This window comes from Collinsella sp. AF37-9 (assembly GCF_003475115.1).
GTDB lineage: Bacteria > Actinomycetota > Coriobacteriia > Coriobacteriales > Coriobacteriaceae > Collinsella.
Genome location: NZ_QROQ01000017.1, coordinates 1 through 20951 on the forward strand (window position 1 = coordinate 1; position 20951 = coordinate 20951).

The following is a 20951-nucleotide window of genomic DNA, read 5'->3' on the forward strand; positions in this document are numbered from 1 at the left end:
GCTGTCCAAGAAGATCAACCCCATGGTGCTGATCGTGGCCACCATGGTCGTGGGCATCGTCGGCGCGTTCTTCGGCGTGCTGGCGTAAGGGCCCGGCTGCATAGATTTTCGTTGCAACCTGGAAAGGGGATGGAGCAGGCCTATGCCCTCCATCCCCTATTTGTATAGAAGGAGTTCGTATGTTCGCGAAGGATCGCGAAGCAATGCGCCTGACGCCGGCGGAGGTCAGGCTGATTCTTATTGAGTCCCTGCAGTGGTGCGCCAACAACGCGGTCTACTTTTTGGGGCTTATCGGTGCGGCCACGTATGATCTGGCCGGCACGGCCTTTTTGGTTGCCGCCATTACGCTCGTGCGCAATCTTATGACGTCGGCGGGCAATATGGTGTCGGGTTCGGTCATCGATCGCTTTGGACCGCGCCGGACGTCATTTGTGACGTGCGTGATTACGGCTGTGCTATCGCTTGGCGTGGGGTTGGCGCCGCTGTCTGTCCCCGGGCTTGTGTTTGCCGCGTGCGTCTTGGGGCTTGCGGGCGGCTTTATCAACACCTGCACGCATGCGTTTCCGGGATACCTGGAGTCGACCACCGAGGGCCGTACCCGCGTGAACGGTCTCATGGTGTTCTACAGCAATATCGCCTATACCGCTGGCCCGCTGCTCGGCGGTGCCATCGTGAGCTGTTTTGCCACGCAATCGGTCTATCTGCTCATGGCGGGCATGATGGGCGTGGCGGCCGTGCTCTCCTTGGGCTGTCACGAGTGCGTTGTTCCCGCAAAAGGGGAAAAGCCGAAGGGCGGTATTCTGGGCGGCATGGCCGAGGGTGCGCGACTTACGTTTCGCGACCACGACCTGCGCCTCATCTTTATCTCGGGCTTTTTGGGATTCTTTGCGTTTGGCGCGTTTGATTCGCTTGAGTCGTTGTTCTACCGTGATGTGCTCAACGTGGATATCGTCTGGCTGGGCTGGCTGTCCTCGGTCGTGGGCCTCACTTCCTCGGTGGGCGCGTTCATCCTGACCAAGCTTTCTGCTCGCCATGTCAACCTACGATTGCTGCTCGGCGCGCTCATGGCCGTGGGCATTGGGTCCATGGTGTACGTGGGCACCGATATGCTGGGGGTCGCGATTGTCGGTCAGGCGATTAACGGTCTGGCCTGGGGGTTCCTGGAGCCGCTGCAGATGATCTTGATTCAGGAGCGCGCCGACATCAAATACCTGGGTCGCATTACCGGCTTTGTGCGCTTTGGCCTGATGAGCGCCGGCGTGGTGCCGCTGCTGGCGGCTCCGTTTTTGGCGGAGGCTTTGGGCGTCCAGACGGTACTGTTTGGAGCATCGACCATTATTGCGCTGGTAGGAACGCTGTTCTTTGTCACACAAGGGAGACGCCGGGGGCGTTAGCTATACATCAAAGTCTAATTTAATACCACTCACCAGAGAATTTCGACCGTTCACCGAGGATTGGAACAGATTGAAAAGTGGTATTAAAAACACGTTGGGTGTATGTCTATAATTGGTATCGAAAAGAAACGCGATATATAGATTCGCGTGCAGGACAGAAAGGAAAAGCCATGAAGGAAACCGAGAAGATCGAGATCATGCACTTTAGCCAGGAGGGCTACGTCGAGGACGGCAAGAACGTCTACGAGGCCGGCAAGAAGATGACCGCGCTCGCCGACAAGGTCGCCGACGAGGGCTACGACACCGTGTTCCTGATGGGCGTCGGCGGCACCTGGGACGAGCTCATGCAGCTCGAGTACCTCATGAACAAGTTCGGCGACCGCGACCTCGAGGTCTACCTGATCCACGCCGCCGAGTGGAACGTCATGGGCCACAAGCGCATGACCGAGAAGTCCGTCGTGCTCACCGCCTCCGAGTCCGGCACCACCCCCGAGGTCCTCGAGGCCGTCAAGAAGATGAAGGAAAAGGGCATTCGTGTCTACGCCATGACCAAGTCCGAGGGCCTCATCGGCCAGGCTGTCGGCGCCGAGAATTGCGTCAAGATGGCGTCCGATCATGGTAACGGTGGCTGCGAGATGGGCTACTACCTCGCCGACTGCTTCGGCCTGCGCCTGCTCAACCGTCGCGGCTGCTTCCCGCAGTTCGATAAGTTCATCGAGCAGACTAAGGATGTTTGGACCCACCTGGTCGACATTCGCAAGAGCTTCGAGCCGCGCGCCGAGGAGCTCGCCAAGAAGTACGCCCTGGCCCCCTACACCATGTTCATCGGCTCCGGCGCCCTGTGGGGCGAGACGATCCTGTTCTCGATGTGCATCCTCGAGGAGATGCAGTGGAAGCGCACCCGCTACATCACCTCGGCCGACTTCTTCCACGGCACCCTCGAGCTCGTGGAGCCCGGCGTCCCCGTGTTCCTGTTCATGGGCGAGGACGAGAACCGCAAGCTCGACGAGCGCGTCCGCGCGTTCCTCAACCGCGGCGTGACCGGCGACACCGACATCAACATCATCGACACCGCCGAGTTCGCCATCCCCGGCCTTGACGACGAGTTCCGCGTCATCGTGTCTCCGTGGATCCTCTCCTCGCTGATCACCGATCGCCTTGCTGCTTACTACGAGACGGTCACCAAGCACAACCTCAACTACCGTCGTTACTATCACCAGTTCGACTACTAAGAGCAGATAACGTTTGTGTAATTGGGCCTCGCTCCTATATGGAACGGGGCCTCGTTTGGGTTGGAGAGTAATTTTGAGCTATCCACAGCTTGCCGTCATGAATATCAGCCATCGCTATTTTGACCTTGAGGAATTCTTTTCCTCGGCAGCGGCCTCGGGCTACACGTGTTGCGAGCTTTGGACCGGGGCGATGCATCTGTATGTCGATTGCCATGGATACGATTCGCTCGAGCAGGTGCGGGAGCTGTCGCAGCGGTATGGAGTTCGGATTGTGGGACTTTGTCCCGAGCAGAACAACCCCAAGCCGTGGAATATCGCGGCGCGTGGGAATGAGGCGCGTGCCCGCACGCTCGCGTACTTTAAGAACGTTGTGGATATCGCGGCGGAACTTGGAGCCGAGCAGGTCATGGTCTCGAGCGGCTGGGCATTTTTGAACGAGCCGATCGAGGACGCGTGGGGTCGCAGCGCCTCGATGCTGCGTGCGATTGCCGAGCATGCGGGAGAGCGCGGCGTGCGACTGGTGCTCGAGGCCCTACAGCCGGTTGAGTCGATGATCGTGAACTCGGCGGCCGATACGAAGCACATGATCGAGGCAGTTGATCATCCGGCACTTAAGGCGTGTCTGGATTTGGGCGCTATGGCGGTGGCGGGGGATACCATCGACGATTATTTCGATCTGCTTGGCGATGATGTCGCCCACGTGCATTTTGTCGATGTTGCGGCAGATGGCACGACGCATCTTGCCTGGGGTGACGGCGACCGCAATATGCGCGCCGACCTGGATAGGCTGGTGGCGCGCGGCTATCGCGGAGTTGTTTCGGCCGAGACCTATGACTGGCGCTATTTTGCCGACCCCGCAGCTGCCGATGCGCAGGTAATGGCAGAGTATCGTCGTGCGATTGACGTCTAGGTGGGGTTGGGTTGCGACAATCCGCTCCTATGTTTCCAAATGAATACGGTGTGAGCCGAGGAGGACGATTCTCCCCGCAAACACTCTAGTATGCTAAAGTACCCAGAAGACCGGCGGAGCTATGCCGGTCTTTCGTTCTATATGAAACACAGCATGAGGAGGCTCACCAGATGACGGCCACACCGTGGGGATTCCGGGACATATTGCCCGAGGAGGCTCAGGCGCGCGAGGAGATCGCGCTGACGGTGAAGGGCTGCTTTAGGGAGCATCATTACCTGCCGGTCGAGACGCCGCTACTCGAGGACAAGGGTTCGCTCGAGGAAGGCGGCCGCATTGCGGATACGCCGTTTAAGCTCTTTGATGACGACGGTCGCCTGCTGGTGGTCCGTCCCGACAACACGCTGCCGATCGTTCGCCTGGTTTCGACTCGCATGCGCGCGGCCGACCTGCCCCTGCGCCTTCGCTACGAGGCGCCGGTGGTTCGCGAGTGCCAGCGCAATGCCGGCGGCTCGCGCCAGTTTACACAGCTGGGCTTTGAGCTTATCGGTGCGGGCGATACCGCGGGCGATGTCGAGATTGTCTCGCTCGTGGCCGAGGCGGTGCGCAAGCTGGCGCTGCCCGATGCACGCATTATCGCAGGTAGCGTGCGTCCGTTTAAGGAACTGCTCGCGGCGTGCGAGGATCGCGAGCTGGCCGCCGAGGCCCTGCGCTGCGTGCACGCCAACGACTTTGTGGGCCTCGATGCCCGCGTGGCGGCAAGCACCGAGTCCGATGCCGTCAAGGCCGCCATTAGCGAGCTGCCGCGTCTGCACGGCGGTGCCGAGGTACTCGACCGCGTGGACGCGCTGCTGGAGGCCGCCGGTATCGTCGCGCCGCTGACGCGCGAGCTGCGTGCCCTGGTTGAGGGCCTGGCTCCCGAGGACGCCCAGGTGCTGTCGTTCGACTTCTCTATCATGAACTCTTTCGATTACTACACGGGCCTGGTCTTTAAGGCTTATGCCGGCGGACTGCCCGATCCGGTCGGTTCGGGCGGACGCTATGACTCCATCTTTACCGGCGCATTTGGCGACGGTATCGAGGTGCCGGCGGCGGGCTTCGCCTTTTCGCTCGAGCGCCTGGAGGCCGCGCGCACCTCGGCCGAGGATGCCGCTTCCGACGGCGATCACGCCGCGGGCCGTGGCGCCGAGGGCCCGCTGCGCATCGCTGTGCCCAAGGGCTCGCTTAAGGCCGACACGCTCGACGTGCTCGAGACTGCGGGCTTGGACGTCTCTGAGCTGCGTGACCCCGGCCGTCACCTGATCGTGCGCGGCCGCGACACGCGTGCCGGCAAGGGCGCGGTCGGAGATATCGAGTTTGTCATCGTGCGTCCCAGCGATGCGCCTGCCTTTGTGGGCTGCGGTGGTGCCGATTGCGGCATCTGCGGTTGGGACTCGCTCATTGAGGCAGACCTCAACCTGCTGCAGCTGGTCGACCTGGGCTATGGTCTGTGCACCTTTATCGAGGCGGAGCCCGCGTGGCGCGCCGGCCAGGCCGAGCGCAACTATGCCCGCCGCGGTTCGCTTCGCGTGGCCACCAAGTACCCGCGCATTGCGAGTGCCTGGTATGCCGAGCGCGGCGTGAACGCCGATATCGTCTCACTGCACGGTAACATCGAGCTGGGCCCCATTGTCGGCATGACCGATCGCATCGTGGACATCACCGCCACGGGCGCCACGCTGCGCGACAACGACCTGGTCATCACCGGCCGCATCATGGACTGCACGGCCCGCTTCTTTGTCAATCCGGGTGCTGCGCGCCTGGATCCGCGCGTACGCAATCTGGCAGATCGCTTGGCCGCGGCCGTTAAGGACAAGCATTTTGAGCCCGTCGCGGGCTCGGCACAATAGCGCGACCGCGCACGGGCGCCCCAACGTACGGGCTGCGGGCCGATTGGCGCCGCCGCCCGGCCTCTCGTTTTTCGAACACAACCTCGACCGATAGGGGATACCGATATGAAGACCATCAAGCTTGCTCCCGGTGAGCGCCTCGTTACCAACCAGCTCAACCGCAAGGGCGTGCTGCCGCAAAACATCATCGACGCCGCCCGCGATATCGTGGCCAACGTGCGTGCCAACGGGGATGCCGCGGTGCGCGATTACTGTCAGCGTTTTGACGGCGTTGAGCTGCAGAGCTTCCGCTTGCCGCAGGAGCAGATCGATGCCGCGCTCGAAGGCCTTGACCCGGCCTTTGTCGCCGCGCTTGAGAAGGCCGCGCGCCAGATTCGCGAGTTCCACCAGCGCGAGGTCGAGCAGAGCTGGTTTACCACGCGCCCGGACGGCACGATGCTCGGCGTTAAGGTGACCCCGCTTGCCGCTGCCGGCATCTACGTGCCGGGCGGTCGTGCGCAGTATCCCTCTACCGTGCTCATGAACGCCATTCCCGCTAAGGTGGCCGGCGTCAAGCGCGTGGTCATGGTGACGCCGCCGCAAAAGGATGGCCTGATCAGCCCGTATACGCTCGCGGCAGCCAAGCTTGGCGGCGTGGACGAGATCTATATGGTGGGCGGCGCCCAGGCCGTGGCCGCGCTGGCGTACGGCACCGAGACCATTCCGCGCGTCGACAAGATCACCGGCCCGGGCAACGCCTTTGTCGCCGCGGCCAAGCAGATTGTCTCGGGCGACGTGGGTATCGACATGGTCGCCGGCCCCTCCGAGGTCTGCGTACTGGCCGATGCCACGGCCAAGCCCATGGTGGTCGCGGCCGACCTTATGGCGCAGGCCGAGCACGATCCGCTGGCTGCCTGCTACCTGGTGACCTGCGACGAGCAGTTTGCGCGCGAGGTCGAGGCGGGTATCGACATTCTGGTGGCGCAGTCCCCGCGCGCCGAGATCACGCGCGCCTCGCTCGATAACGAGGGCACCATCGTGGTCGCCGCCGACATGGCTGCCGCCGTCGAGGCCGTGAACACCGTGGCGCCCGAGCACCTGGAACTGCACTGCAAGGATGCGATGGGCCTGCTCGGTGGTATCCGCAACGCCGGCGCCATCTTTGTGGGCGCCTGGAGCTCCGAGCCGCTCGGCGATTACGTCGCTGGCCCCAACCACACGCTGCCGACCGGCGGCACGGCTCTGTTCTCCAACCCGCTTTCGGTCGAGGAATTCGTCAAGCGCTCGAGCGTCATTTGCTATACGCCCGAGGGCCTGCTCTCCGATGCTCCTGCCACGCAGCGCCTCGCCGAGGCCGAGGGCCTGTGGGCGCACGCGCTTTCCGCCGCCCTGCGTCGCCGTGTGCTGGAGCAGGGCGAGGATGCCGTGAGTGCCGCGTCGCTGGCTGCGGCCGACCTGACCAAGGTTGCCTGGCCGGGCGACGCCGTGGCGACGGTTGCCGAGGGCGTGGACCTGGCGGCTGCAGGCGCGGATGGCGCCGGTGCGGCCGGCGGGGAGGCCTAATATGGCCGAGCTGACGCCCCGCATGAAGGAGCTTGTCCAGCCTTACCTGGCCGGTATTGAGCCCTACGATCCCAACTTTACGCCTACGCGCATCAACCTTTCGGCCAACGAGAACACCTATCCCGTGCCGGCCGGCGTGCGCGAGGCGGTCGATACGGCCCTGGCTGCCACACCCCTCAACCGCTATCCCGATCCCATGTCGAACGACCTGCGCGACGAGCTAGCTGCTTGGCATGGTGTGGCGCGCGAGAATGTCTGCGTGGGCAACGGCGGCGACGAGTTGCTCTATAACTACCTACTGGCGTTTGGCGGCGCGGGACGGACCCTGCTCAACTGCCCGCCGTGCTTTAGCGAGTACGCGTTCTTTGCGTCGCTCTGTCAGACCGAGGTGCGCGACGTGTGGCGCGATCCGGCGACCTTTGAGCTCGACCAGGCTGCTGTGCTTGCGGCGGCACCCGAGTGCAACCTGGCGATCGTGACCTCGCCCAACAATCCCACGGGTGATGTTGCTCCGCTTGACTTTGTCGCGGCCCTGTGCGATGCGTGTCCCGGCATGGTCATGGTCGACGAGGCCTACGTTGAGTTTGCCGATGAGTCGTTTGGCGCGGCCACCACGGCGCAGGGACTTATCGCCGAGCATCCCAACCTGGTGATTCTGCACACGCTGTCCAAGGCGTTTGGCGCCGCCGGTACGCGTCTGGGTTACGTGATCGCGGCGCCCGAGGTTATCGAGGTGTTCGCGGCGATTCGCCAGATCTACTCGGTCAACGTGCTGAGCCAGGCGGCGGCACTTGCCTGCGTGCGTGCCCGTGATGCCTACGCGCCCGTGGTGGCGCAGGTTGCATCCGAGCGCGATCGCGAGCTGTGCGCCCTGCGCGCGATGGCTGCCGAGGGTCTGCCCGTGGAGGCGTGGCCGAGCGCGGCCAACTTTGTGCTCGTGCGCACACCGCACGCCACGCGCGTGCGCGAGCGTCTGCGCGATGAGTATTCGATTTTGGTGCGCGACTTTAGCTACGCGCCGGGGCTCGCGGACTGCCTGCGCATTACCGTGGGCACCCCGCAGGAAAACGACGAGGTGCTGGCCGCGTTTGCCGCGCTGGTGAAGGAGGAGATGTAGATGGACCGCTATGCCGAGGTAACCCGCAAGACGGGCGAGACCGACATTGTCGTAAAGCTCGACCTGGACGGAAGCGGCGTGTGCGATATCTCGACCGGCGTGCCGTTTTTCGACCACATGCTCAACGCTTTTGGCCGCCATGGTCTGTTCGATCTGACGGTGCACGCGGTGGGCGACGTGGAGGTCGATGCGCACCACACCGTCGAGGACACGGGTATTGTGCTGGGCGAGGCGTTTTGTCAGGCGCTGGGCGACAAGGCGGGCATTACGCGCTTTGCCGACGCGGCGATCGCCATGGACGAGACGCTTGTGATGGCTGCTGTTGATATTTCGGGCCGCGGGCAGGCCTACTGCGAGCTGCCCGTGCCCACCGAGCGCGTGGGCAGCTTCGATACCGAGCTGGCCGTCGAGTTCTTCTACGCCTTCGCGCGCGATGCCAAGCTCACGCTGCACGTGCGCGAGCTGGCGGGCGGTAACTCGCATCACATTATCGAGGCCGCCTTTAAGGCCGTGGGCCGCACGATGCGCCACGCCTGCGAGCTCGATCCCCGCGTGCAGGGCATCCCCAGCACCAAGGGCTCGCTGTAACCGTCACAAGGGTAAAACCACCACGAAGGTGCCTGTCCTCTTTGTGGTGGTTTTGGATGATGAGAAGTGGAGGGGTCGCGTGGGCGAACCGAAGATCGTGGTGGTCGACTACCACAAGGGCAACTTGTCGAGCGTCGTGCGCGGGCTTGCGCGCGCCGGTGCTGCCGCCTGCACGTCGGACGATCCGGAGCAGATCCGCAACGCCGACGGCCTGGTCATCCCGGGCGTGGGTGCGTTCTATGACGCGATCGCCTTTATGCGTCAGAGCGGCGAGGCGGACGCGGTACTCGACGCCGTTGCCGCTGGAACTCCGCTGCTCGGCATCTGCCTGGGCCTTCAATTATGTTTTGAGCGCGGCAACGAGGGCGTGCCTGCGAACGAGGACGCGGACGCGGACGACGATGCCTCCGAGCAGGCCGGTGGTCCCTGGGTCGATGGCCTGGGCATCATGCGTGGCTCGTGCACGCACCTGGAGTCGAGCCGTCTGAAGGTCCCGCACGTGGGCTGGGACCAGGTGCGCATGACGCCCGCCGGTGCGGCCGATCCGTTGCTTGCCGGTTTTGCCGAGGGCGCCAACATGTATTTCACTCACAGCTACGCGGTGGCCGACGACGTCGATGCCGCCGATGTGTTGGCGCGCACGCACTATACACGGAGCTTCCCGTGCATCGTGCGCCACGGCAACGTGTGGGGCTGCCAGTTCCATCCCGAGAAATCCTCCGCGCTTGGTCAGCGCATCCTTAAGAACTTCGTGAGCATCGTCGAGGGGGCCGGCCGATGATCCTGTTTCCTGCAATCGATTTGATCGGCGGCAAGGTCGTGCGCCTGGAGCGCGGCGACCGGAGCCGCTGTAAGGTGTATTCTGACGACCCCGTGGCCGTTGCCCGCTCCTTTGCCGAGCAGGGCGCGAGCTGGGTGCATGTCGTCGACCTGTCCGCTGCCTTTGGCGAGGACGAGGACGCGTGCGCTGCCAACTCGGCGGCGATTAAGGCCATCTGCAGCGTCGACGGCCTGTCCGTGGACGTGGGCGGCGGCGTTCGCTCGCTCGCGCGCATCGACGAGCTGGCCGGCTACGGCGCGCGTCGCATCGCACTGGGCACCGTGCTGGTGACTGAGCCGGGTTTTGCCGAGGTGGCGGCCCAAGGCTTTGGCGAGCTGCTGGTGGCAGATATTGCCGCCCGTGACGGCCAGGTCAAGGTGAACGGTTGGCGCGACGGTGCGGGTGTGGCACTCGACGATGCCGTGGCGCAGCTCACGGAGCTGGGCTTTAAACATCTGGTGTATACCGATATCGCGCGCGACGGTATGCAGACGGGCATCGACGTGGCAGCATATCGCCACGTGGCCGAGGTCGCGGGCTTTCCCGTTGTGGCGTCGGGCGGCATCTCGACGCTCGACGATATCCGTGCGCTCGCCGCGGTGGGCGAGGGCGCTATTGAGGGCGCCATCACCGGTCGCGCGCTCTACGAGGGCAACTTTACGCTGGTACAGGCGTTGGCCGCCGCGCGAGGGGAGGAGTAGCCCATGCTTACCAAACGCGTCATTCCCTGCCTGGACGTTAAGGACGGCCGCGTGGTCAAGGGCGTCAACTTTGTGAGCCTGCGCGATGCGGGCGATCCGGTGGAGCTTGCCCGTGCCTACGATCGCGAGGGTGCGGACGAGGTCGTGTTCCTGGACATCACTGCCACGAGCGACAACCGTGCGACGACCATCGAGATGGCGGCGCATGCGGCCGAGGAGCTCGCCATTCCCTACACCGTGGGCGGTGGCTTTCGCGACCTTGCGGGCATGCGAACGATGGTGGCGGCCGGTGCCGACAAGGTATCGCTCAACTCTGCCGCCGTGCGCGACCCGTCGCTGATCAGCCAAGCTGCCGCGGCGTTTGGCAGCCAGGCCGTGGTCGTGGCGATCGATGCCAAGCGCGTCGGCCTGCCTGGGCAGCCGGATGCCGACAAGTGGGAGGTCTTTACCGCGGGAGGCCGCAATGCCACGGGTATCGACGCGGTGGCGTGGGCCGAGGAGGTGGCTCGCCGCGGCGCCGGCGAGATCTTGCTGACCAGCATGGACCGCGACGGCACCAAGGCCGGCTTTGACCTGGCGCTCACCCGCGCCGTGGCGCGTGCGGTGCCGATTCCCGTCATCGCGAGCGGTGGCGTTGGCACGCTCGAGCATTTTGCCGAGGGCGTGATCGAGGGCGAAGCCGACGCCGTACTGGCGGCCAGCGTCTTTCACTTTGGAACTTTCAGCATTCGTCAGGTGAAGGAATACATGGCATCTCAAGGTATTCCCATGAGATTGGATTTCTAGCGCTGCGGCTTGCCCAGGCACCCGACCTTCCGGCTCCAACCCTCCTCGCGTACCAAAGTACGCGTCGTCGGGCTTGTCGCTCGGAATCTCGGGCACCTGGGCAACCCTCGCCGACCTGCGGGGCTTACTGTTATTACTTGGGAGAAATGATGACTGAGGTAGTAGAAGCTGCTGATCTTAAATACGACGCCAAAGGATTGATTCCTTGTGTGGTTCAGCAGCATGACACCGGCGAGGTGCTTATGGTTGCTTGGATGAACGAGGAGTCGGTGGGGCTGACGCTCAAGACCGGGACCACGTGGTTTTGGAGTCGCAGCCGTCAGGAGCTCTGGAACAAGGGCGCGACGAGTGGCAACATGCAAGAGGTCAAGGAGCTCTGGGCCGACTGCGATAGCGATACGCTGCTGGTCAAGGTGGACTCGCCGGGCCCGGCCTGCCATACCGGCAACCGTACCTGCTTCTTTAAGCGCGTGGAAGGGGGAGTGCGATGAAAGTCGTGACGCCGTTCGAGGTCGCCGACTGCAACACCGAGCTCCTCCGCGCGGGCGTGCCATGCCGCGTGCACCTGACTGATGCCTGCGGGGCGCAGTCGCTTTGGCTCGAGGCCGAGAAGGAAAGGCTCGATGAGGCCCATGCCGTCATCGTCGAGTTCTTTGAGAAAAAGGGCGCAACGCCTCGGTTCGATGAGACCGGTACCTACTTTACGCTGCAGTAACGAGAGGAAATAACCATGGGAGTCAGAACAGCTAACGTGCAGCCGGGAAATATCGGCGAGACGCTGACGGGTCTGGCCGAGGTGATTCACGGTCGTCGCGACGCGTCGCCGAAGGAGAGCTATACCGCCCGTCTGCTGACCGACGTCGAGGACGAACTGCTCAAGAAGCTTGCCGAGGAGGCGAGCGAGGTCATCATGGCCTGCAAGGACAACGACCACGACCACATCCGCTACGAGGCCGGCGACCTGGTCTACCACCTGCTCGTAACCCTTGAGCGTTATGGCATCACCCTCGACGAGCTGGCCGGCGAACTCAACGCCCGCCGCCACTAGTCATTGGGGACGTTCTTAAACGACTAGTTAGGCGAGGGGCGTGGACTCCCATTCGCTGGTGGCGTGGGGGATGTCGAAGGTTCGATAACCGCAGTCGTAGGCGTGGGCCTGAGCCTCGCGAATGTTCCAGCAGATGTCGCAGGCGCGATGCGCGTCCGAGCCAAAAGTGATTGGCACCTCGGCGTGGGCGAAGCAGTGCAACAGCCCCGTCGAGGGGTAATAGTCGTCGAGGCCCTTACGCGGCGCGGCGGTCGAGACTTCGACACGGCGACCCGTATCGTGCGCGCACTCGGCCATCTGCCCCCAAAACGGCGCCGGGTCAAAATCGGGCGCAAAGCCCTCCTTCGAAAAACGCATGACCAGGTCGGGGTGGGCCATCACGTCAAAGTTAAGCGAGCTTTCGCAAGCACGGCACCAGTCGTCGACGTAGTGTTCCCATACGCCGCGTACGCCTAAGTTTTCCCAAACATGCAGGTTGGTATCGTCGTCGATCCAGCCACAAAGCGAATCGGGCGTATCGGGACGAGTGACGCTCTCCGTTCCCGCCGTGCCCGCGGCGCCGGCCATGATATCGCCCGGGTCGCCAATCCAATGCACGCTGCCCAAGCGCACCACGGCGCCCCGGGACCAGCGCTCAACCAAGGGTTCGCAGCCCTCGTACCAATCGCATTCAAAGCCATAGATAAGCTCGAGCTCCGGCGCGATTTGCGCGGCAAGCCTGCGGGCGTCCTCAAAGGCCAGACGATGTGCCGGCAAGTCGCCCTCGACGACCTGCACCTCGCAGTTAGCATCCATACTGGCAGGCAGGGCGAGGTGGTCGGTCGAGACCATGACGCGGCAGCCTGCCGCAGCAGCGGCACGGACGTTGTCATCAAACGAGGCATGGCCGTCCGAAAACGAGGTGTGGGTGTGACAATCGACCAGCGGGCAAGCGGACATGGCGGCTCCTTTGCGTCAAGCGAATCCGCTTCATTGTAATGGCGCAGCCTCGGCGCGGCGGGAACGCTGCAAGTCGAAACCGACTGGAAAGGGCAGGCGGCGCGTGCCGGCGCCGGCGACTACTTGCTTCGTGCCGCCACGCGTTTGGCCTGCACTGTTACCATCGCGTGCCTCACGGCGGTGATGGGGCGATAGCGGATCATACGCGGTCCCGACCAGCGCATGACCTCGCGGATCTTCTCGCGCATGGCAGGCCGGTAACAATGCGAAGGACAGGCCGAGCAAAATGTCTTGGTGCCCATGTGCGGGCAGTGCTCAATGCGCGCGATGGCGTATTTCTGCAGCTCGGCGCATTCGGGGCAGAGCGTAATGGTCCGAAGGCCGAGCTTCACGCGCGCGGGCTCATCGTCGCCAGCCTGTTCGACCGCATGCCCGCCGCCATGATGCCCGCGGCACCACAGCGCAATCATCTGCGACACCATCTGGGCCTCGCGTGCACGTTTGCGCGCCAGCTCCGGTGTGTCGGCAGTGCGCGCCATTAGCTCAGCCTCCCGTGCTCGACCGAAAGCGAGAAATCGGCAAACGCGCAGGTGCTGGCTCGGTGGCTTACGAGCACGATGGTCTTGCCGCGGCGCTTGAGCTCGTCGATCGCCTGCATCACGGACGCCTCGTTGAGGGCATCGAGCGCGCTGGTGGGCTCGTCGAGCAAGATGAAAGGCGCGTCGTTGAGGAAGATGCGCGCAAGGCCGATGCGCTGGCGCTCGCCGCCCGAAAGCGAGTCGCCCAGCTCGGCAACGGGCGTGTCGAGACCCTGCGGCAGGCGGTCGATGAGGGCGGTAAGCGAAGCGGAGCGGCAAGCGTCGAGCAGCTCGGCATCGGTGGCGCTGGCGTGCGCAACCAGCAGATTCTCGCGTACGGTGCCGCAGAACAGATGTGTGTCCTGGGTCATATAGGCCTCGTGGCTGCGCAGGCTCGCCGTGTTGATGTGGCGGGCATCGACGCCGCTCACCGTGATGGTGCCAGCTGCGGGGTCCCAAAAACGCATGAGCAGCTTAAGCAGCGTCGACTTGCCCGAGCCCGAGCGCCCCATGACGCAGGTCATGGTGCCGGGCGCAAAGGTGCAGGTCACGTCGTCGAGGATGAGACTCGAAGCGGGGTCATTCGCGGCCTGCTCTGTGGCGCCCGCACCGCCCGCGTCCACGCCGTCCGCATAGCTAAAGCTCACATGCTCGGCTGCGGCGCCGGCAAACTCAACGTCCTGTCCGTCGGCGACCTCGGCGCACTGGGGCTGCTCGTCGAGCAAATCGAGCACGCGTGCGCCCGAGGCGAGCGTCTCCTGCAGTGAGGCGCCCAGGCGGCTCACGGCCATCACCGAGCCAAACGACGACACAAAGGTAAAGACGGCGACAAACGCTGCGGCAAAATCAATCGTTCCCGCAGCCACCAGCTGCAGCGCGCGTCCGAGCATCACCAGATTGGCCGCAAGAATAAGCGCATCGGAAACGGCCTCGCTGGCCGCCTGGCGGCGCTTGAGGCGCGCGTCCACGGCGCCGACTTGCTCGGTCAGCTTGCCCAGGGCACGGCTGCGATCGGCGCCACCGGCAAACTGGATAGTCTCGGACGCGCCGCGTAGACCGTCGAGCACAAAGGCACCCAGCTTACCGGCGCCCTCGCGGCTCTGGCGGCCGGTGGTGCCGCACGCCTTGGCCGAGGTCAGGGGCGGCAGCACGCCCAGGACCGCGTAGGCCACGAGCGCGATGCCCGCGAGCTCGGGGCTCACAGCCAGCAAAAAGCCCTCAAACACAACGGTGCAGACCAGAGCGATGGCAATGGGCGAGATGGTGTGCGCGTAGAAGACCTCGAGCAGCTCGATATCCGAGGTGACCAGGCTCACGAGCTCGCCCTTGCCGCGGCCCTCGAGCTTGGCGGGGGCGAGCTGGCGCAGGGCGCCAAACACCAGGTCGCGAATGTGCGCGAGCAGGCGAAACGCGATGTAATGGTTGCAGAGCTGCTCGCCGTAGTGGAGCGGCCCGCGTGCGATGCCGCAGGCGGCACAGGCCGCGCATGCTGCGATCAGACCAAGCCCCAAGGCGTTGCGGCCCAGCGCGGCCATAAGGCCAAGGGCGCCAAAGGCCGGCACGAACGCGGCGGTGAGCATACCAATGCTGCCCAGCGCGACGGCTAGCACAAGCCAGCCGGCAAGCGGTCGGACGAGCCCTATCATGCGCCATATGATGGACGGCGCCGAGCGACGGGCGCGGCCGGAGTCAGGCGCCGCGGTAGCGGAAGACGAGCCGGCACCGTTGAGGCCATCGGTACGGGCGGTGCTGCCGTCAACAGCCTCAACCGTGCCGGCATCCTCGGCATCACCCTCCGCATACGCATATGCCGAGAGCTGCTCCTGGCTGTTCCACATGCGCGCATAGGCGCCCGCGCCCGACAGGAGCTCATCATGGGTGCCGCGCTCGGCAATGCGACCGCGCTCCAGCACCAGAATCTGGTCGGCGTCCACGATCGTCGACAGGCGATGCGCCACCACAATTACGGTGTGCTCGCCGGCAAGCGACGCGATGACCTCGCCGATCGCGGCCTCGCTTGCGGCATCGACGTTGCTCGTCGCCTCGTCAAACACATAGATGGGCGAGTCGTGCAGCAGGGCGCGGGCCATGCACACGCGCTGGCGCTGGCCGCCCGAAAGGTTGGTGCCGCCCTCGTTAATCACCATGTCGAGCCCGCCGTTGGCCTGCACAAAGGCCGCCACGCGCGTGCGGCCGAGCGCGCGCAAAAGCTCGGCGTCGGTGGCGTTGGGCTGGGCGAGCAGCAGGTTGTCGCGCAGGGTGCCGGCAAACAGGTAGCCGTTGGTGGGCACCAGCGTGACGGCGCGCATGAGTGAGGTGGCCGTGGCATCGCGCAGTTCAACGCCGCCGATGCGCACGCTGCCGCGGTAGGCACCCTTGCGGCCCGAGATAATCCCCGCGAGCGTGGACTTGCCGCCGCCGCTTTCGCCCACGAGTGCCACGAGCGAGCCGTGCGCAATGGTCGCGCTGGCGCTGTCCAGCACCGTGCGGTCGCCGTATGCATAGCTCACGCCCGCGAGCTCGATATCGCCGCGACCGTCAAGCTCAACATCGCCGCGCTCGGGCTCGGGCGTATCCAAAATGCCAAACATGCGGCGCGAGGCGGCCATGCCGTTCATGGCCGTGTGGAACAGCGATCCCAGGCGGCGCATAGGCAAAAAGAACTCCTGCGACAGAAAGACGATGAGGAAGGCAGCCTCAAAGCCAATCTTGCCCGTGGCGAGCTGCAGCGTGGCTACGATAATGCCGAGCGCGGCGCCCATATAGACGACCAGGTCCATAACGCAAATGGAGCGCAGCTGCATCACCAGCAGGCGCATGGTCGCTGTGCGGAAACGCTCGGACTCGGCGTTGATGCGCTCGTGCCAGCTGCGATCGGCCTGGTAGACCTTAAGGGTGGTGAGACCCTGCACGGCCTCCAGGAACATGCCGCCCAGATCGACATAGCTGCCCCAGTACTCGGCACCGATCTTTTTGGCGTTGCGCATGACCATCATGATGGAGACGGGGATGACCGGAACGCAGGCGAGCAGCAGCGCGGCGGGAAGACCCGCCTGGCCCACGAGCAGTACAAACAGCGTGATGGGTGCCAAGCCGGCAAAGAAGAGCTGCGGCAGGTAACCGCCAAAGTACACCTGGAGTTGCGTGGCGCCCTCGACGCTGGTCTGGACGGCCTCGGCGGTGGGGACGGTTTCGGTGTAGGAGGGGCCGAGTGCGGTGAGCTTGTCGTAGACGAGCGAGCGCACGCGGCGGACGGCCTCGAACGCGGCCTTGTCGCCGGCGCGTTGGGCCAGGTAGATGGAGGCGGCGCGCACGATGATGGCGGCGGCGAGCGGCAAGGCCGCCTGTGCGAGGGCATCGACGGCGAGCGCGGCGGAAAGACCGTTCGTGACGATGCCGCCCAAGATGCGCGCAAGCATCCACATCACCGTGATGTTTGCCATGAGCGCGATCCACTTAAACAGGACGCTTGCCATAATGTAGGGCGTTGCCTGCGGAACCAGGGAGAAGAGCCGCTTCTCGAACATGAAACCTCCTATGCCGCAACGGTGCCGGGCTGGGTCCTCGGCAGCCGCTTAGTTAGCCAAATGCAACTAGAGTAACATCGTGCAGCGGGTAAGTATGCCGAGGGTAATTTTTAGCCGATGAACTGCGTAGAAAGTTCAAAATTGTTGAGTGCGGCGAACTTTGTGGTGGACGGAATGCGGGCGCAATTTTGATCGTGTGCGGCCCGCTCCAAAACGTGTACGTCAGCTTCCAAAACCGACAAAAAATGACATGTTTGGAGGCTGACGTACATGTTTGGATAGGGGCAAGGGCGACGACGGACGAAAGTCACGCCTGTGCCACGTTCGATGTGCTAGCGTTTGGGTGAATAAAACGAGCCCGTGCGGAAAGGATCCGGACCGTATGCAACGTGGAAGTACATCTCCGCTGTCCCGCGAGACCGATGCGCCCGAAACCATCGTCAAGCTGGAGTGCGATATTGACGACGCATCGCCCGAGGTGCTCGCCTACGCCGCCGAACGCCTGCGCGAGGCTGGCGCCCGCGAGGTACACTGGCTGCCCCTCTACTGCAAAAAAGGTCGCCCCGGCTGGCAGCTGCAGGTGATTTGCTCACACGAGGATATCGACCGCCTGCAGACGATTATCTTTTTGGAAACCACGACCAACGGCATTCGTCGCCAGGTCATGGAGCGTGTTTGCTTGCTACGTCGCTTTGAACAGGTGGCGACGCCTTGGGGCGAGGTAACCGTCAAGGTGGCCACCCTGCCCGACGGCAGTGAGCGTGCGGCGCCCGAGTACGAGGACTGTGCCCGTCTCGCCCGCGTGCACAACGTGCCGCTCCAGCGCGTGATGCAGGCGGCACAAGCCGCGGCGCTGCGATTTGAGTAACACGGTAGATGGGCTCTACATCCGCCGGACCCCGTATTCGGCCCCTATCAACTCCGTTTCGAAAGGACTCCCCATGAAATACCTCATCGCTTCCGATATCCATGGCTCGGCATACTGGGCCGAACGCCTCTGCACCGCCATCGAATCCGAGCAGCCCGACCGCATCGTTCTGCTGGGCGACCTGCTCTACCACGGCCCGCGCAACGACCTGCCGCGCGACTATGCCCCCAAGCGTGTGATTCCGCTGCTCAACGCCCTGGCCGATCGCATCATCGCGGTGCGCGGCAACTGCGACGCCGAGGTCGACCAGATGGTCCTCGACTTCCCCGTCATGGCCGACTACGCCACGCTGTTCGACGAGACCGGCCGCGAGCTGTTCCCGACGCACGGCCACGTCATTGGCGCCGGCATGCACAACAGCGTTGACCACGCGCCCGCGCTGCCCGAGGGCTCCGCGCTCGTCTACGGCCACACGCACATCAAAGTTAACGAGGCAAGCGAGGCGCACCCGGGCCTGTGGCTCTTCAACCCCGGCAGCGTGAGCATTCCCAAGGACGGCACGCACAGCTACGGCATCTACGAGGGCGGCGCGTTCCGTCACGTGATCCTGGAGGAGGAGTAACCATGGCCGAGCATATGGCTCAGCAAAATGCCGAGGGTTCGCGCGACCTGTCCACGCTGGTCGACGCGTCGGCCGAGCTGCAGCATCTGGTGCAGACCATCTGGCGCCTGCGTCAGCCCGATGGCTGCCCGTGGGACCGCGAGCAGACGCATCAGAGCATTGGCAAGAACATGATCGAGGAAGCCTACGAGGCGCTCGATTGCATTGAGGCGGACGACGTGGCGCATCTGCGCGAGGAGCTGGGCGATGTGCTCATGCAGGTGGTGCTGCATGCGCAGATTGCGGCGGATGCCGGTGAGTTTACGCTTGCCGATGTGGCGCGCGATATCGACGCCAAGCTCATCCGTCGTCACCCGCACGTGTTTGGCGATGCGGATGCCGAGAGCTCCGACGAGGTGCTCAAGATTTGGGACGAGGTCAAGCTTGCCGAGAAGGCCGCCAAAGACCAGGCCGTGGCGGCAGGCGAGGCTGCGCCCGAGGGTCTGCTCGACGGCGTGCCCACGCACCTGCCGGCGCTGATGCAGGCTCAGAAGGTGTCGCGCAAGGCGGCTGCCGTGGGCTTTGAGTGGGAGACGGTCCAGGACGTGTGGGACGAGGTCGCTGAGGAGCGTGCCGAGTTTGAGGCCGAGGCTCCCGGCTCGCCCGAGCACGAGATGGAGTTTGGCGACCTGCTCTTTGCCCTGGTCAACGTTGCGCGCAAGGAGGGAATCGACGCCGAGAGCGCCCTGCGTGCCAGCACGGCAAAGTTCCGCCGCCGCTGGGCCGCGATGGAGCAGATGGCGGCCGACGCCCACGTGGATCTGGCCGAGCTTTCGACCCACGGCCTCAACGACCTGTGGGACGCCGCCAAGGCAAACGAGTGACCTGCGCCTCACGCAGTATTCGTTTGCGTCAGCGCCTCACAGAGAGGTCTCTACAAGCAAAAAGCCATATACAGCGGAAGATGTGCCAGCTGTGCTTCGGCATCCCACTCGAGTTGTTTAGGATGTAGCACATATGCCGTCCCGATTTTTTTGTTAAAGCGTGCGCGGAACCGATCGAGGGAGATGGTCCCGTATTTGCGCGGCGACTTAACTTCGATGGGGCTGATGCGCGGCTTTCCAGCGGCGTTGACATAGGGTCGGGTAACGAGGAAGTCGATTTCCATGCGCTCCTCCCCCTCCTTCTTTCCGCTTTGGGAATAAAAGAAGAGCCTGTGTCCATTGGCCTTTAGAGATTGGGCAACGTAGTTTTCGGTAAGCATTCCTTCGTTCAATCCGATGTCGCCGCGAAGCACGGCCCTGTAAACGTCTTCATCGGTATCGTTGTTGTCAGAGAAGGCAAGCGTTACAAGCAGGCCGGTGTCTGCCATGTAGCACTTGAGGGCCGTTTGCTCCATGCTGAGTGAAAGGCCCACGCTCGGTTCGCTTGCGGCATAGCAGATATTGGCAATTCGCGCGTCTGCCAGCCAAAAGAAGGCTTCTTCGTAGGTGCGCATGCGTGCGTTTTTATCAAGTGAGGAAAGCTTGAATCGTTTTTCGTGCCTAGAGAGCTGACCCGGGATGCCATCGAGTACGGAGACGACTTTGAATTCGTAACCGGTTGCAAAACGAGAGATATCGTTGCGATAGAGCTGGACGATTCGGCGCTTCGAAGCGTCGACGGGCGCAAAAGCGCGCTGTTCAACATAGATGGATACCGGCTCAGGCATGCCGCCTACGAGCATGTATTCGCGCATAAGGGAGAGCGCTCTGCGATGTAGGGCATCGGGGAGCGGCTTCATCTTGTTAAAACTCATGCGAATGAGATCGGCCAGCCCCTTTTCGTCCATGCCCCAAAGAAACTCCTCAAAGTCGAGGGGCTCAAGTTCCAGAGACTCTTCCTCGGATGGGATGACGATATCTTTAATGTTCTGCTTGATGCTGAGCAGGGATCCAGTTTCGATGTAGTCGTAACGTCCGTCTGCAACGAGATACTTGATGAGTCCGCGTGCTTGCGGGTACATCTGGACCTCGTCAAAGACGATAAGCGTCTCGTGTTCATAGAGTTTGACGTTATAGAAAACCGAGAGATAGAGGAAGAGCGAGTCGAAGTCAGTGCGGTAGTCCTCAAAATATTGCTTAACTTCGGCAGGTGCTTGAAAGAAATCAATGACAAGGCAGGACTTGTATTCGGTTTCTCCAAACATGCGGGCAAGCGTGCTCTTGCCGACGCGACGGGCTCCTTCAATAAGAAGTGCTGTTTTACCAGCGCTTTCATGCTTCCATTTTAGTAGTTTGTCATAGGCTTTTCGTTTAAGCATGGCTGCCTCGTGCACGATATCCAGAACTTTTATAACCTGATTATGCACGATATCCAGAACTTCAGACCCTTAGATTTGCACGATATCTAGAACTTTGCATGATGTGAAAGCA

At 63.2% G+C, this 20951-nt stretch carries 20 protein-coding genes; 16 read left to right on the forward strand and 4 right to left on the reverse strand.

The features are described from left to right. Nucleotides 1–179: 179 nt before the first annotated feature. The 13 genes from DW024_RS06205 (at nucleotide 180) to hisE (ending at nucleotide 12024) form a co-directional block, all read left to right on the forward strand. The gene (locus DW024_RS06205; protein ID WP_171025282.1) at nucleotides 180–1394 is read left to right on the forward strand and encodes an MFS transporter; all 1215 of its coding nucleotides are present in this window, start codon (nucleotides 180–182) and stop codon (nucleotides 1392–1394) included. A 170-nt stretch (nucleotides 1395–1564) separates the two neighbouring features. Further along, nucleotides 1565–2626, forward strand: coding sequence for an SIS domain-containing protein (locus DW024_RS06210; RefSeq protein WP_118377237.1), 1062 nt, complete (start codon nucleotides 1565–1567; stop codon nucleotides 2624–2626). Between the two features lie 73 nt (nucleotides 2627–2699). After that, a complete protein-coding gene (locus DW024_RS06215; RefSeq protein ID WP_118377238.1) occupies nucleotides 2700–3536 on the forward strand; it encodes a sugar phosphate isomerase/epimerase in 837 nt (278 codons plus the stop codon). Nucleotides 3537–3706: 170 nt separating this feature from the next. After that, nucleotides 3707–5422 carry an ATP phosphoribosyltransferase gene (gene hisG, locus DW024_RS06220; RefSeq protein WP_118377239.1) on the forward strand — a complete coding sequence of 572 codons (1716 nt, stop codon included), beginning with the start codon at nucleotides 3707–3709 and terminating at the stop codon, nucleotides 5420–5422. Between the two features lie 105 nt (nucleotides 5423–5527). Beyond that, nucleotides 5528–6964 (forward strand): histidinol dehydrogenase, encoded by a 1437-nt coding sequence (gene hisD / locus DW024_RS06225; RefSeq protein WP_118377240.1) that lies wholly within the window; start codon nucleotides 5528–5530, stop codon nucleotides 6962–6964. Between the two features lies 1 nt (nucleotide 6965). Beyond that, the gene (hisC, locus tag DW024_RS06230; protein ID WP_199576941.1) at nucleotides 6966–8081 is read left to right on the forward strand and encodes a histidinol-phosphate transaminase; all 1116 of its coding nucleotides are present in this window, start codon (nucleotides 6966–6968) and stop codon (nucleotides 8079–8081) included. Further along, entirely contained in the window at nucleotides 8082–8669 is a 588-nt protein-coding gene (gene hisB / locus DW024_RS06235; RefSeq protein WP_117779030.1) for an imidazoleglycerol-phosphate dehydratase HisB, read from the forward strand. A 79-nt stretch (nucleotides 8670–8748) separates the two neighbouring features. Further along, entirely contained in the window at nucleotides 8749–9450 is a 702-nt protein-coding gene (locus DW024_RS06240; RefSeq protein WP_118377242.1) for an imidazole glycerol phosphate synthase subunit HisH, read from the forward strand. After that, the gene (locus tag DW024_RS06245; RefSeq protein WP_118377243.1) at nucleotides 9447–10190 is read left to right on the forward strand and encodes a HisA/HisF-related TIM barrel protein; all 744 of its coding nucleotides are present in this window, start codon (nucleotides 9447–9449) and stop codon (nucleotides 10188–10190) included. Before DW024_RS06240 ends, DW024_RS06245 begins: the two co-directional genes overlap by 4 nt. A gap of 3 nt (nucleotides 10191–10193) precedes the next feature. Then, nucleotides 10194–10976: an imidazole glycerol phosphate synthase subunit HisF gene (hisF, locus tag DW024_RS06250; RefSeq protein WP_118377244.1), complete on the forward strand. Its 783-nt coding sequence runs from the start codon at nucleotides 10194–10196 to the stop codon at nucleotides 10974–10976. A 149-nt stretch (nucleotides 10977–11125) separates the two neighbouring features. Next, nucleotides 11126–11467: a phosphoribosyl-AMP cyclohydrolase gene (hisI, locus tag DW024_RS06255; protein ID WP_118377245.1), complete on the forward strand. Its 342-nt coding sequence runs from the start codon at nucleotides 11126–11128 to the stop codon at nucleotides 11465–11467. After that, the gene (locus tag DW024_RS06260; protein ID WP_118377246.1) at nucleotides 11464–11691 is read left to right on the forward strand and encodes a hypothetical protein; all 228 of its coding nucleotides are present in this window, start codon (nucleotides 11464–11466) and stop codon (nucleotides 11689–11691) included. Before hisI ends, DW024_RS06260 begins: the two co-directional genes overlap by 4 nt. A 15-nt stretch (nucleotides 11692–11706) precedes the next feature. Then, complete coding sequence (hisE, locus tag DW024_RS06265; protein WP_118377247.1) at nucleotides 11707–12024, forward strand: phosphoribosyl-ATP diphosphatase; 318 nt, start codon at nucleotides 11707–11709, stop codon at nucleotides 12022–12024. 27 nt (nucleotides 12025–12051) lie between these two features. On the opposite strand, the gene DW024_RS06270 is transcribed toward hisE, so the two are convergent. The 3 genes from DW024_RS06270 to DW024_RS06280 form a co-directional block, all read right to left on the reverse strand. Next, a complete protein-coding gene (locus tag DW024_RS06270; protein ID WP_118377248.1) occupies nucleotides 12052–12963 on the reverse strand; it encodes a PHP domain-containing protein in 912 nt (303 codons plus the stop codon). Between the two features lie 119 nt (nucleotides 12964–13082). Further along, nucleotides 13083–13502, reverse strand: a complete 420-nt coding sequence (locus DW024_RS06275) for a nitrous oxide-stimulated promoter family protein (RefSeq protein WP_118377249.1) — start codon at nucleotides 13500–13502, stop codon at nucleotides 13083–13085. Continuing rightward, nucleotides 13502–17068 (reverse strand): ATP-binding cassette domain-containing protein, encoded by a 3567-nt coding sequence (locus DW024_RS06280; protein ID WP_118377250.1) that lies wholly within the window; start codon nucleotides 17066–17068, stop codon nucleotides 13502–13504. Before DW024_RS06280 ends, DW024_RS06275 begins: the two co-directional genes overlap by 1 nt. Nucleotides 17069–17450: 382 nt before the next feature. Between DW024_RS06280 and larC the strand changes: the two genes are divergently transcribed. The 3 genes from larC to mazG all read left to right on the forward strand — a co-directional run bounded on the left by larC (nucleotide 17451) and on the right by mazG (nucleotide 19421). Further along, a complete protein-coding gene (larC, locus tag DW024_RS06285) occupies nucleotides 17451–17936 on the forward strand; it encodes a nickel insertion protein (RefSeq protein ID WP_118377251.1) in 486 nt (161 codons plus the stop codon). A 73-nt stretch (nucleotides 17937–18009) separates the two neighbouring features. Then, the gene (gene yfcE, locus DW024_RS06290) at nucleotides 18010–18558 is read left to right on the forward strand and encodes a phosphodiesterase (RefSeq protein ID WP_118377252.1); all 549 of its coding nucleotides are present in this window, start codon (nucleotides 18010–18012) and stop codon (nucleotides 18556–18558) included. Nucleotides 18559–18560: 2 nt separating this feature from the next. Next, nucleotides 18561–19421 carry a nucleoside triphosphate pyrophosphohydrolase gene (gene mazG, locus DW024_RS06295; RefSeq protein ID WP_118377253.1) on the forward strand — a complete coding sequence of 287 codons (861 nt, stop codon included), beginning with the start codon at nucleotides 18561–18563 and terminating at the stop codon, nucleotides 19419–19421. Nucleotides 19422–19471: 50 nt separating this feature from the next. On the opposite strand, the gene DW024_RS06300 is transcribed toward mazG, so the two are convergent. Beyond that, the gene (locus tag DW024_RS06300) at nucleotides 19472–20887 is read right to left on the reverse strand and encodes an ATP-binding protein (RefSeq protein WP_233541348.1); all 1416 of its coding nucleotides are present in this window, start codon (nucleotides 20885–20887) and stop codon (nucleotides 19472–19474) included. Nucleotides 20888–20951: the final 64 nt, after the last annotated feature.

Coding starts and splice junctions, on each gene's coding strand:
- DW024_RS06260 (WP_118377246.1), top strand. CDS start 11,464: ATGAAAGTCGTGACGCCGTTCGAGGTCGCCGACTGCAACACCGAGCTC.
- hisD (WP_118377240.1), top strand. CDS start 5,528: ATGAAGACCATCAAGCTTGCTCCCGGTGAGCGCCTCGTTACCAACCAG.
- DW024_RS06280 (WP_118377250.1), bottom strand. CDS start 17,068: ATGTTCGAGAAGCGGCTCTTCTCCCTGGTTCCGCAGGCAACGCCCTAC.
- DW024_RS06210 (WP_118377237.1), top strand. CDS start 1,565: ATGAAGGAAACCGAGAAGATCGAGATCATGCACTTTAGCCAGGAGGGC.
- hisC (WP_199576941.1), top strand. CDS start 6,966: ATGGCCGAGCTGACGCCCCGCATGAAGGAGCTTGTCCAGCCTTACCTG.
- hisG (WP_118377239.1), top strand. CDS start 3,707: ATGACGGCCACACCGTGGGGATTCCGGGACATATTGCCCGAGGAGGCT.
- larC (WP_118377251.1), top strand. CDS start 17,451: ATGCAACGTGGAAGTACATCTCCGCTGTCCCGCGAGACCGATGCGCCC.
- DW024_RS06270 (WP_118377248.1), bottom strand. CDS start 12,963: ATGTCCGCTTGCCCGCTGGTCGATTGTCACACCCACACCTCGTTTTCG.
- DW024_RS06245 (WP_118377243.1), top strand. CDS start 9,447: ATGATCCTGTTTCCTGCAATCGATTTGATCGGCGGCAAGGTCGTGCGC.
- hisB (WP_117779030.1), top strand. CDS start 8,082: ATGGACCGCTATGCCGAGGTAACCCGCAAGACGGGCGAGACCGACATT.
- DW024_RS06205 (WP_171025282.1), top strand. CDS start 180: ATGTTCGCGAAGGATCGCGAAGCAATGCGCCTGACGCCGGCGGAGGTC.
- yfcE (WP_118377252.1), top strand. CDS start 18,010: ATGAAATACCTCATCGCTTCCGATATCCATGGCTCGGCATACTGGGCC.
- hisI (WP_118377245.1), top strand. CDS start 11,126: ATGACTGAGGTAGTAGAAGCTGCTGATCTTAAATACGACGCCAAAGGA.
- mazG (WP_118377253.1), top strand. CDS start 18,561: ATGGCCGAGCATATGGCTCAGCAAAATGCCGAGGGTTCGCGCGACCTG.
- hisF (WP_118377244.1), top strand. CDS start 10,194: ATGCTTACCAAACGCGTCATTCCCTGCCTGGACGTTAAGGACGGCCGC.
- DW024_RS06275 (WP_118377249.1), bottom strand. CDS start 13,502: ATGGCGCGCACTGCCGACACACCGGAGCTGGCGCGCAAACGTGCACGC.
- hisE (WP_118377247.1), top strand. CDS start 11,707: ATGGGAGTCAGAACAGCTAACGTGCAGCCGGGAAATATCGGCGAGACG.